Origin of the sequence: Aeromonas sp. DNP9, assembly GCF_001728955.1 — a bacterium.
In the GTDB taxonomy this organism is placed as follows: Bacteria; Pseudomonadota; Gammaproteobacteria; order Enterobacterales; family Aeromonadaceae; genus Aeromonas; species Aeromonas veronii.
This window is the reverse complement of sequence record NZ_LYSQ01000004.1, coordinates 68,446-79,479: the sequence shown is the minus strand read 5'-3', so window position 1 is coordinate 79,479 and position 11,034 is coordinate 68,446. Positions and strand designations below refer to the sequence as shown.

Sequence of the window (11,034 nt, the reverse complement as noted above, 5' to 3'; positions counted from 1 at the left end):
ATGTGGCAGTGGGCTCACCTGCTGGGATTCAACCTCTACTGGTTGCTGGCGGTGAAGTGGCAGCAGCCGGGCCCGCTGCTGGCAATGTTGCTGCTGCACTTTCTCTTCTCACCCAGCCGCCAGCGTGACTGGCGGCTGCTTCCCATCGCGGTCGTCGGCTGTCTGCTGGATGCCCTGCTCTGGCAGCTCGGCCTGTTCCGGTTCCCGTCCGGTTTTCCCCTCTGGCTGGTACTGCTCTGGTTTGGTTTTGCCCTGACGCTGGCCCACGGTATGCGCTGGCTGCTGCGCTTGCCTCGCTGGCAGCAGGCGCTGTTTGGCGTATTTGGCGGTGCCTCCTCCTATGTGGCGGGGGCCGCCATGGGGGCAGTACACTTACCCTGGGGCATCTGGATCAGTACGGCGTTGCTGGCAGTGATCTGGATGTGGTGGTTACCCGTACTCCTGTGGGTAATGGTCAAGCTGGAGGGTGAGTCATGACAAACACCTTTTCGACCGACTCGTTGCTTTTTTCCAAATGGACCAAAGAGAGCCAGCATGAGCTGACTGATCGCTTCTATCTGGTGGTTGCCTGCCAGCGGGATGCGCAGGGGCAGCTGGTGCAGGTGGTGATGCAGGATATCAACACCCTGCAGGAACAGGAGATGGACTGGCATGAACTGGAAGACCCCAACCACTGGCATATGGGGTGGAATTAACCCGCTGCTGCTGGCCTTTACGCTCTTGGCTGCAACCGCAGTGCAGGCTTCTGCCGCCCCCTGGCAGCAGCTGCGCCCGGTCGGGCAGGGGGAGATGAACTGGCTCTGGTTCAAGCTCTACGATGCCACCCTCTACAGTGCGAGCGGGCGCTATCAGCCCGGTCACTATCCGCAGGCACTGACCCTCATCTATGCCAGAGCCATCGAGCGGCAAGATCTGCTGAGCGCTACCGCCGCCGAGTGGCAGCGGCTTGGTCTTGGCACTGAGGTCGAGCGTCAGCGCTGGCTCGGCCAGCTCGCTGCACTCTGGCCCGATGTGCAGGCAGGCGACAAGCTCACCTTCTATGTCGACAAGGGGGGGGCAGGCCACTTCTGGTGGCAAGAAAAACCCCTCGGCACTCTGGCCGATCCGCAATTCTCGGCCGCTTTTCTCGCCATCTGGCTGGCTGACAACAGCCGCGATCCTGCCCTGACCCGCCGCCTGCGTGGCCAACCCTGAACATGGAGTCTTTGATGTCCTTCTATCGTGCATACCGCTGGTTGCTGTTGCTCCCCCTTTTGCTGCTGAGCGGCTGTGGTGCCAGTCTCGATGACTATCGGGGGCAGGGGCCAAACTGGGATCTCGCCCGTTTCTTCAACGGCAAACTGGTGGCTCACGGCCTTGTGACCGACCGCAGCGGCGAAGTGACCAGTCGCTTTCGGGTCGAGATGGTGGGTCGTTGGAAGGATGGAAAGGGAGAGCTGTTCGAGCAGTTCTACTTTGATGATGGCCGCCAGCAGACCCGTACCTGGTATCTGAGCAAGGGGGTTGACGGTCACTGGCGCGGTACTGCTTCCGATGTGGTGGGGGAGGCGATGGGTAAAAGCCAAGGGTTTGCCCTCAACTGGCGTTATCAGCTTGATCTGGCGCTGCCGGATGGCGAGGTGGTGCGGGTGAGCTTCGATGACTGGATGTATCTGTTGGACGAAGATCGTCTGATCAATCGTGCCGAGATCAGCAAGTTCGGTATCCATCTTGGCGAGGTGATCCTCTATATCGAACGTCAGCCCTGACCGTTAACGCAAGATAACGGCCAGTAAAAAGCGCGCCGATGGCGCGCTTTTGTTTACCGAAAAACCAGAGTCATCAGATGATGCGGTTCTCTTCCAGCATCTTGCGACGGGCCTCTTCCTTGGCCATCTTCTTCTTGCGGTTGTCACAGGGTTCCGGGCAATCGCACTCTTTCTCGATGCCGACACTACCCAGACCGCCACAGGAGCCGGAGATGGTCTTCTTCTGGAAGATGTAACCGATAGCCATGGCGGCTATCACCAGCATGAATACCCCGAAGGTGATCAGAAAAATCTGCATCTCTACCTCTTACTTCTTGACCAGATAGGGCTTGAAGGCATCGGAGTAAGCCTCTTCAAAGCCGTTGTCCGTCTTGGTGATCACGAAGATCGCCAGGCCGCGCTCGTTGGCATAGGCCAGGCTTTTCTCGGTCCCCATCACCATAAACACGGTAGCCAACCCGTCTGCGGTCATGCAGGAGGGGTGGATCACGGTGACCGACACCAGACGGTGCTGGATCGGCTTGCCGCTGCGCGGATCTATGGTGTGGGAGAAGCGCTGACCATCCAGTTCATAGTAGTTGCGGTAATCGCCGGAGGTAGCCACCCCGTTATCACCGGGCACGATCACCTCTTGCACCGTGCCGGTGCCTGCGGTGGGCTTCTCGATGGCCACGCGCCAGGGGTGACCCTTGCCGTTGACGCCATTGATCCGCAGCTCGCCGCCAATCTCCACCAGATAGTTGCGCGCACCCAGTGACTCCAGATACTCGGCTACCTTGTCCACACCAAAGCCCTTGGCGATGGCGGAGAGATCGACGTAGAGGTCCGGAATATCTTTTTGCAGGGTGTCGGCATCCACCGAGGTGATGACGTGCAGGTTGCCCAGACCGGTCTTCTGGCGAGTCTGGGTGATCAGCTCATCGGAGGGGACCTTGGTCGGTTTCTTGTCCGGGCCAAAGCCCCACAGATTGACCAAGGGGCCAACGGTGACGTCCAGCGCCCCCTGGCTCTCACGGCCAATGTGAATGGCCTCTGTGACGACCCGTGCGGTATCGCGGGAGACCACTACCGGTTTGTTGTCACGGCTCTGGTTGAAGCGCGACAGTTCGGAATCGGGGCGATAGGTCGACATCTGATCGTTGACCCGCTCCAGCAAGACATCGACCTCGGCCTGCAATTTGGCCGGATCTCTGATGGCGCTGTCCGCCACCTTGATGGAGTAATAAGTGCCCATGGTGCTACCGGTGATGTGGATCTCCGGTTTAGATTGGACCGTCTCCTGACCGCACCCAGTCAAGAAAAAGGCTAGCCCGAAGGCTAGCCAGGTCTTTACAACACTGTGCATGGATTAACCACCAAAGTCATCCAACAGGATGTTTTCGTCTTCAACGCCCAGATCTTTGAGCATGTTGATGACGGCAGCGTTCATCACCGGAGGTCCACACATGTAGAACTCGCAATCTTCCGGTGCTTCGTGGTTCTTGAGATAGTTCTCGTAGAGCACGTTGTGGATGAAGCCGGTGTAGCCGTCCCAGTTGTCTTCCGGTTGCGGATCAGACAGCGCGACGTTCCAGGTGAAGTTCTCGTTCTCGGCGGCGAGCATGTCAAAGTCTTCGACATAGAACATTTCGCGCTTGGAACGGGCACCGTACCAGAAGCTCATCTTGCGCTTGGACTTCAGGCGACGCAGCTGGTCGAAGATATGGGAACGCATCGGCGCCATACCCGCACCACCACCGATGAATACCATTTCGGCATCGGTGTCTTTGGCGAAGAACTCACCGAACGGACCGGAGATAGTCACCTTGTCGCCAGCCTTCAGGCTGAAGATGTAGGAGGACATCTGTCCCGGAGGGGCAGTCCAGTTGCTCGGGGGCGGGGTTGCGATACGCACGTTCAGCATGATGATGCCGAACTCTTCCGGATAGTTGGCCATGGAGTAGGCACGGATGATTGGCTCATCGACCTTGGACTCCAGCTCAAAGATCTTGAAGCGATCCCAGTCACCGCGATACTCCTCGGGAATATCGAAGTTCTTGTAGTGCACGTGGTGAGCCGGGGCTTCAATCTGGATATAACCACCGGCGCGGAACGGCACGCTCTCGCCATCGGGGATCTGCAGCTTGAGCTCCTTGATGAAGGTGGCCTTGTTATCATTGGAGATAACAGTACATTCCCACTTCTTCACCCCGAAGATCTCTTCCGGCAGTTCGATATCCATGTCGGAGCGAACGGTAACCTGACAGGCCAGACGCTCGCCATGACGGGCTTCGCCCTTGCTGATGTGATCCAGTTCGGTCGGCAGAATGTCGCCGCCACCGGATTTCACCCGTACCTTGCACTGGCCGCAGGAGCCACCGCCGCCACAGGCGGAGGAGACGAAGATACCGCTGCCAGCCAGCACGCCGAGCAGCTTGCCACCGGCCGGGCTGGTCACAGCCTTGGCCGGGTCACCATTGATGCTGATTGTCACGTCGCCCGCGGTCACCAGCTTGGACTTGGCGAACAGAATGACTGCCACCAGTGCCAGCAGGATCACGGTAAACATGACCACACCCAAAATAATTTCCATCTATCGTTCCTTTCTGATTGCAGGAAAGCCGATTACAGGGAGATACCAGAGAAGGACATGAAGCCCAGCGCCATCAGACCGGCGGTGATGAAGGTGATGCCCAGACCGCGCAGGCCTTCCGGAACATCGGAGTACTTCATCTTCTCGCGGATACCTGCCAGCGCAACGATCGCCAGCATCCAGCCTGCCCCTGAACCCACACCGTAGACCACAGACTCCATGAAGTTGTAGTCACGCTGCACCATGAAGGAGACGCCACCGAAGATGGCGCAGTTCACGGTGATGAGCGGCAGGAAGATACCCAGCGCGTTGTAGAGTGCCGGGAAGTACTTGTCCAGCGCCATCTCCAGGATCTGTACCAGTGCTGCAATCACACCGATGAAGGTGATGAAGCTCAGGAAGCTCAGATCCAGACCGGATACCAGAGCGCCATCTTTAAGCACGTAGTTGTAGATCAGGTTGTTGGCAGGAACCGCGATGGTCTGCACCACAATAACGGCAATACCCAGACCCATGGAGGTCTTTACCTTCTTGGACACCGCCAGGAAGGTACACATCCCCAAGAAGAAGGAGAGTGCCAGGTTTTCGATGAAGATCGATTTAATCAACAGACTCAGATAGTGTTCCATACCTTAATCCTTCGCCTCCACCTGCTTGGGATCCTTGGTGCGAACGCCCCAAATGATCAGACCAATGATGAAGAATGCACTCGGCGGCAGCAGCAGCAGGCCGTTGGGCACATACCAGCCACCGTTGTTCACCAGCGGCAGCAGCTCGATGCCGAACCAAGTGCCGGAGCCCAGCAGTTCACGCACGGTCGCGACACTCAGCAGAATGGCACCATAGCCCAGACCGTTGCCGATACCATCCAGGAAGGAGGGCAGCGGGGCACTCTTCATGGCGTACGCTTCGGCGCGGCCCATTACGATACAGTTGGTGATGATCAGACCCACGAAGACCGACAGTTGCTTGGAGATGTCATAGGCGTACGCCTTGAGCACCTGGTCAACCACGATAACCAGTGAGGCGATGATCGCCATCTGCACGATGATCCGGACGCTGTTCGGGATCTGGTTGCGGATCAGGGAGATGAACAGGTTTGAGAAGGCGGTGACCGCCATGACCGCGAGGGTCATTACAAACGCAGTTTTCATCTGGCTGGTAACCGCCAGTGCAGAACAGACACCCAGCACCTGCAAGGCGATGGGGTTGTTGCCCAGCACAGGCGTCAACAGCAACTTCTTCATTTCGCTCTTGTCAGCCATTGTTGATTTCTCCTGCACGAACCTTGGCCAGGAAAGGACCGAAGCCCTTGGGACCCATCCAGAAGTCGAAGGTATGCTGTACGCCGTTACCGGTCAGAGTGGCACCGGAGAGACCATCGATCTCGTGCTCGGAGCCCGCCGGAGCATGGCCCTTGATGACGCGCAGCGCCGGCATGCCATTCTGGTCGAACAGTTTCTTGTCCTTGAACAGCGCCTGCCAGGCCGGGTTTTCGATCTCGCCACCCAGACCCGGGGTTTCACCGTGGTCATAGTAGGTGATGCCTTTGATAGTCTGGCCATCAGCGGCAACGGCGACGAAGGCATACATGGTCGACCACAGACCCTGACCGTAGATGGGCAGGATGATGCTGTCGATCTTGCCTTCGGCATCCTTGGCGAAGAATACCGGGATCTGCTTGGAGATCTGACGCAGGCTGGCCTTGTCGTCAGCGGCGGCAAGACGGATGCTGCGGGCCGGATCTTTGGCTGCCTGCTTGGTGTCGAAGTTGTCGGCATCGCCGTCAACAAAGTCACCGGTTGCCAGATCCACCAGACGCGCTTCGATCTTCTCGCCATACAGTTTGGCCAGGTCGCGCTTGGCCACTTCGCTTACATCCACACCGGCTACGGCGAGAATGTTGCTCTGCTTGTCCAGCGCCTTGTTTTCCTGCTGGGTAGAACGCAGGCCCACAGCGGCAACGGATACCACGATGGAACAGGCCAGACAGAGGCCGGTGACCACGCTGACAGTGCCGAGGGTTGAATCTTTATTAAACGCCACGAGCAATCCTCCGCTTGATGTTTGCCTGAGCGACGAAGTGGTCAAACAGGGGAGCAAACAGGTTCGCAAACAGAATGGCCAGCATCATGCCTTCCGGGAACGCAGGGTTGACCACGCGAACCAGCACGACCATTACGCCGATCAGGGCGCCATACCACCACTTGCCTTTGTTGGTAAAGGCGGCGGAGACAGGGTCGGTCGCCATGAAAGCCATACCGAAGGCGAAGCCACCCAGTACCAGATGCCAGTGCCACGGCATGTTGAACATGGGGTTGGTATCGGAACCGATGACGTTGAACAGCAGGGAGGTGGCGATCATACCGATCATCACGCCGGCGATGATGCGCCAGGAGGCGATGCGCATGTAGACGATCATGGCGGCACCCAGCAGGATCATCAGGGTAGAGACTTCACCGATGGAACCCGGCAGGTTACCCAGGAAAGCGTCCATCCAGCTGATAGCCTGGCCGGTTGCACCGTTGATCAGCGCCATCTGGCCGCCTTGGGCCCACTGGCTCAGGGCAGTCGCGCCGGAGAAGCCGTCAACGGCAACCCATACGGCGTCACCGGAGATCTGGCCCGGGTAGGCGAAGAACAGGAACGCACGACCAGCCAGAGCCGGGTTCAGGAAGTTCTTGCCGGTACCACCGAACACTTCCTTGGCCATCACCACACCGAAGGTGATACCCAGCGCAGCTTGCCACAGGGGCAGCTCGGGCGGCACGATCAGGGCAAACAGAATAGAGGTCACGAAGAAGCCTTCGTTGATCTCGTGCTTGCGCACCATGGCGAACAGCACTTCCCAGAAACCACCGACAAAGAAGACGGTCATGTAGATCGGGAAGAAGTGGGTGGCGCCAATCAGCATCTTGCTGCCGATACCGGCTACAGCCGGATCGAGGGAGGCGCCCAGCATGGTAGCCAGGGCATATTGCCAGCTGCTGGCACCAGCAGCCGAGCCCATGTGGGCAATGGCGGCAATCGCCTGGTTACCAACGTTGTACATGCCCCAGAACATGGCCGGGAACACGGCCAGCCACACCATGATCATCATGCGCTTCAGATCGAGCGCATCACGAACGTGGGAGGCGTTGCGGGTAACGCTACCCGGGGTGTAGAACAGGGTGTACGCCGCTTCGAACAGGGCATAGTACTTGGCGTACTTTCCACCCGGTTCGAAGTGGTGTTCCATATTTTCAAGAAGTTGCTTGAAACTCATCGCTTAACCTTCCAGTTCAATCTTGGTCAGGCACTCACGCAAGATCGGGCCGTACTCTGTCTTGCCGGGGCAGACAAAGGTACAGAGCGCCAAATCTTCCTCATCCAGCTCCAGGCAGCCCAGTGCTTGCGCACCGTCGGTATCGCCGGAGACCATGTCCCGCAGCAGCAGGGTCGGCAGGATGTCGAGTGGCATCACCCGCTCATAGTTGCCGATAGGCACCATGGAACGGTCACTACCGTTGGTAGTGGTGGTGAAGTTGATCAGCTTGCCCTTCATCAGATGAGAGAGGGTGGTACGGGTGATAGAGAACTTGTTGGCGCTGGGGTTGATCCAGCCCAGGAACTCTTTCTCGCGACCTTCACCCAGCACGCAAACCTGATTGTGGTAGCGGCCCAGGTAGTCGTGAACACCTTCGGCTTTGGCACCACTCAGGATAGAACCGGAGATGATACGGTTTTCGTCGGCACGCAGCTCATTATTGGTGAGCTGGCTGACGCAGGCGCCCAGACGGGTACGCAGCAGACGCGGCTTGAGCACGTTCGGGCCAGCCAGTGCGATCACCTTGTCAGTGAAGATCTGACCGGTGGTGAACAGCTTGCCGAATGCGATCACATCCTGATAGTTGATGTGCCACTGCACCTTGGTGCTGCTGACCGGATCCAGGAAGTGGATATGGGTACCCGGCAGACCGGCAGGGTGCGGACCAACGAAGATCTCTTCCTTGACCTGAGCCAGCGGAGAGTGGGGCAGACTGCCTTCGCCTTTACAGACGTAGACGGCGCCGTCGGTCAGGCGGGTCAATACGGCCAGACCATCGAGGAAGGCCTGCGGCTGTTCCTTGATAATCAGCTCGGCATCGGCTGCCAGCGGGTTGGTGTCCATTGCAGTCACAAAGATGGCGCGCGGGGCAGACGCTACCGCGGGGACTTTGCTGAACGGACGGGTACGCAACGCAGTCCACTGACCTGATGCGACCAGGATCTCTTGCACCTTGCTGCGCTCGAGCTTGGCCAGCTCGGCAGAGGCAAAATGCTCAAACGTCACCTGTTCATCGGAACCGTCGAGGTCGATGACCACAGACTGGAGAACACGTTTGGCACCACGGTTGATCTCTGAAACCACACCGGTGGCAGGAGCTGTGAATTTAACGCCCGGATTCTTCTTGTCTTCAAAAAGATCCTGACCTTTGATGACGCGATCACCTACTTTGACGAACATAGTAGGTCGCATCCCCACAAACTCCTCGCCCAGTGTCGCAACACGGGTGATGGCGGGGCCATCGTAGATTACTTGCTCTGGCGCACCCAGCACGGGGATGTCCAGTCCTCTTTTGATTGTAATCATACTTACTTGCACTACCGTTACGGGAGAGGTTGGTTAGCGCCGAGAAATACATCACGACGGGTGGTTGAATGAGTCGATGTTGTGGTTGCGCCAGGTGGGCAGGCTCAACAATTATTCAACATGCAGGCTCACTCAAAAGCGCTTGAGTTTACCACTTAAGGTGCATTTTCTGCCATGCCAAATGGGCAAAATCCCCGTGCCATCACAAAATTAACCTGCAATGAATAAGCCCCTGACACCTTGTAAGTAGTGGTTTTAAAGGTTTTTTTATTTCGATACCTCGATGGGGGTATTTGCCGTTGTCTCCACTATCAGCAAAAAGCCTTGATGCCGAAATATACCCACTTGGATGTAGCCTTTTCGGGGCCAATGGGGGAAATATGTTTAATTTTTGTTGGCAGGTTATCGAGGGGAATCCTGTGGTACAACCGGTTTCAGGACAGTGACGGTTTGCCAACGCAGCTCGGGGTGCGCGGGGCGTGGCCTTTTTCCTGCCACTCGGTCTCTGTGTAGGTATGCAGTGCCAGTGCATGAACGGCACCGGCCAGCTCGTCGGCCAGCACAGCATTGACCTGACGATGACGGGCCAGCAGCCGCTGCCCTGTAAATTGCTCGCTGACGATCACCACCTTGAAGTGGCTCTCAGATCCCGGTTCCACACGGTGCATGTGGCTCTCGTTGATCACCTCCAGCACGGTAGGGGAGAGGGCGGCGGTCAGCTTGGCTTCAATCAGTTGTTGGATAGTCATCGGATCGGCTTCCAGAGTGAATGTCGGGCCATTCTATCGGCAGTCGCGGGATGGAATAAGCCCCCGTAAGAGGGAAATCACCCGTCAGTTGCTCCCTTGATGCGCATCGAACTGGTGAAATTCCTGCTCCTCGCTAGAATAGCGCCACTTTGCGTCGCCCCTGGCGCCTGTATACACGAATCAAGCCGAGGTTGGACTCTTCCTATGCAAACCCTTCTCGACACTCCCCATTGCCAGCTCACGCTCTACCGCTATCCGCGCCAGAGTCAGGAGACCCTGCAAGCCTGGGATGCGGCTGACGAATACCTGATCAACACCCTGGCGGAGTCTCCCCTCGAGCAGGCGGGCCCCGTCATCATCATGAATGACGGTTTTGGCGCGCTGGCCGCCTATCTGCATCCGCACTCCCCCTGCTGCGTCACCGACTCCTACATCAGTGAGCGGGCGACCCTGGCCAATCTGGCCGAAAACGGACTGGATGCGGGTGGTATCCGCTTGCAGGATGCGCTGGCGCCGCTGCCCGATGCCCCTGCGCTGGTGGTGATCAAGGTCTCCAAATATCAGGCACTGCTGGAGCAGCAACTGCTGGCGCTGCGCGAGGTGGTGACACCGGCAACCCGCGTTATCGCTGCCGGCAAGGCGAAGGATATTCATACCTCCACCCTCAAGTTGTTCGAGAAGTATCTGGGGCCTACCCGTACCTCGCTGGCCTGGAAGAAGGCGCGCCTCATTCACTGCGAGCCGCAGGCAGAACGTCCCGCGCTGGCCAACCCCTTCCCGACTGTCTGGCCGCTGGAGGGGAGTGGCATGCTCATCCACAACCATGCCAACGTCTTCTCGCGCACCAGTCTCGATATCGGTGCCCGCTTTATGCTGGACAACCTGCCTATCCACAGTGCCCGCAAGGTGATCGATCTGGGCTGTGGCAACGGGGTGCTGGGTCTGTCGCTGCTCGCCAAAGACAGCGAGGTGGAGGTGACTTTTATCGATGAATCCTATATGGCGGTTGCCTCGGCACAGCTCAACGTCGAGCACAATCTACCAGATGCACTGCCGCGCGCCCGCTTTATGGTCAATAACTGTCTCGACGGGGTGGCGGTCGGCTCGGCGGATCGGATCCTCTGCAACCCTCCTTTCCATCAGCTGCAGGCGATCACCGATCATATCGCCTGGCAGATGTTCAGCGATGCGCACCGGGTGTTGCCTCAAGGGGGTGAACTCTGGATAGTAGGCAACCGTCATCTGGACTATCACAACAAACTCAAGCGCTTGTTTGCCAACGCACAAGTCGTTGCGTCGAACAGCAAATTCGTTATTTTGAAAGCCATCAAACGCTAAAGCCAAAGGAAACCA

General features: G+C 57.9%; 14 protein-coding genes. 5 read left to right on the top strand and 9 right to left on the bottom strand.

Translation table 11 applies throughout. The features are described from left to right. From A9G06_RS03690 to A9G06_RS03675, 4 genes are read left to right on the top strand one after another with little or no spacing between them, the layout of a single operon-like run. Complete coding sequence (locus A9G06_RS03690; RefSeq protein ID WP_069554302.1) at positions 1–477, top strand: DUF2878 domain-containing protein; 477 nt, start codon at positions 1–3, stop codon at positions 475–477. After that, complete coding sequence (locus tag A9G06_RS03685) at positions 474–695, top strand: TIGR02450 family Trp-rich protein (protein ID WP_005338671.1); 222 nt, start codon at positions 474–476, stop codon at positions 693–695. The genes A9G06_RS03690 and A9G06_RS03685 overlap by 4 nt, the downstream gene beginning before the upstream one ends. Beyond that, positions 652–1,194: a chalcone isomerase family protein gene (locus A9G06_RS03680; protein ID WP_069554301.1), complete on the top strand. Its 543-nt coding sequence runs from the start codon at positions 652–654 to the stop codon at positions 1,192–1,194. Before A9G06_RS03685 ends, A9G06_RS03680 begins: the two co-directional genes overlap by 44 nt. 14 nt (positions 1,195–1,208) lie before the next feature. Continuing rightward, complete coding sequence (locus A9G06_RS03675) at positions 1,209–1,748, top strand: DUF3833 domain-containing protein (RefSeq protein WP_069554300.1); 540 nt, start codon at positions 1,209–1,211, stop codon at positions 1,746–1,748. 73 nt (positions 1,749–1,821) lie between these two features. Here A9G06_RS03675 and nqrM read toward each other — a convergent pair whose 3' ends face one another. From nqrM to A9G06_RS03630, 9 genes are all read right to left on the bottom strand, one after another. Beyond that, on the bottom strand, positions 1,822–2,046 hold the full coding sequence (gene nqrM, locus A9G06_RS03670; RefSeq protein ID WP_005338668.1) for a (Na+)-NQR maturation NqrM: 225 nt from the start codon (positions 2,044–2,046) through the stop codon (positions 1,822–1,824). 9 nt (positions 2,047–2,055) lie between these two features. Then, the gene (locus A9G06_RS03665; protein ID WP_069554299.1) at positions 2,056–3,093 is read right to left on the bottom strand and encodes an FAD:protein FMN transferase; all 1,038 of its coding nucleotides are present in this window, start codon (positions 3,091–3,093) and stop codon (positions 2,056–2,058) included. Positions 3,094–3,096: 3 nt separating this feature from the next. Next, entirely contained in the window at positions 3,097–4,320 is a 1,224-nt protein-coding gene (gene nqrF, locus A9G06_RS03660; RefSeq protein ID WP_005338656.1) for an NADH:ubiquinone reductase (Na(+)-transporting) subunit F, read from the bottom strand. Positions 4,321–4,352: 32 nt separating this feature from the next. Further along, a complete protein-coding gene (nqrE, locus tag A9G06_RS03655; protein WP_005338645.1) occupies positions 4,353–4,949 on the bottom strand; it encodes an NADH:ubiquinone reductase (Na(+)-transporting) subunit E in 597 nt (198 codons plus the stop codon). Positions 4,950–4,952: 3 nt separating this feature from the next. Beyond that, complete coding sequence (locus tag A9G06_RS03650) at positions 4,953–5,585, bottom strand: NADH:ubiquinone reductase (Na(+)-transporting) subunit D (RefSeq protein WP_005338644.1); 633 nt, start codon at positions 5,583–5,585, stop codon at positions 4,953–4,955. Next, complete coding sequence (locus A9G06_RS03645; protein WP_005338643.1) at positions 5,578–6,366, bottom strand: Na(+)-translocating NADH-quinone reductase subunit C; 789 nt, start codon at positions 6,364–6,366, stop codon at positions 5,578–5,580. Before A9G06_RS03645 ends, A9G06_RS03650 begins: the two co-directional genes overlap by 8 nt. Beyond that, on the bottom strand, positions 6,356–7,585 hold the full coding sequence (locus A9G06_RS03640) for an NADH:ubiquinone reductase (Na(+)-transporting) subunit B (protein WP_069554298.1): 1,230 nt from the start codon (positions 7,583–7,585) through the stop codon (positions 6,356–6,358). The genes A9G06_RS03645 and A9G06_RS03640 overlap by 11 nt, the downstream gene beginning before the upstream one ends. Positions 7,586–7,588: 3 nt before the next feature. Then, the gene (locus A9G06_RS03635) at positions 7,589–8,932 is read right to left on the bottom strand and encodes a Na(+)-translocating NADH-quinone reductase subunit A (protein WP_069554297.1); all 1,344 of its coding nucleotides are present in this window, start codon (positions 8,930–8,932) and stop codon (positions 7,589–7,591) included. 434 nt (positions 8,933–9,366) lie between these two features. After that, positions 9,367–9,681, bottom strand: a complete 315-nt coding sequence (locus A9G06_RS03630) for a BolA/IbaG family iron-sulfur metabolism protein (RefSeq protein WP_043819035.1) — start codon at positions 9,679–9,681, stop codon at positions 9,367–9,369. 204 nt (positions 9,682–9,885) lie between these two features. Between A9G06_RS03630 and A9G06_RS03625 the strand changes: the two genes are divergently transcribed. Further along, entirely contained in the window at positions 9,886–11,019 is a 1,134-nt protein-coding gene (locus A9G06_RS03625) for a methyltransferase (protein WP_069554296.1), read from the top strand. Positions 11,020–11,034: the final 15 nt, after the last annotated feature.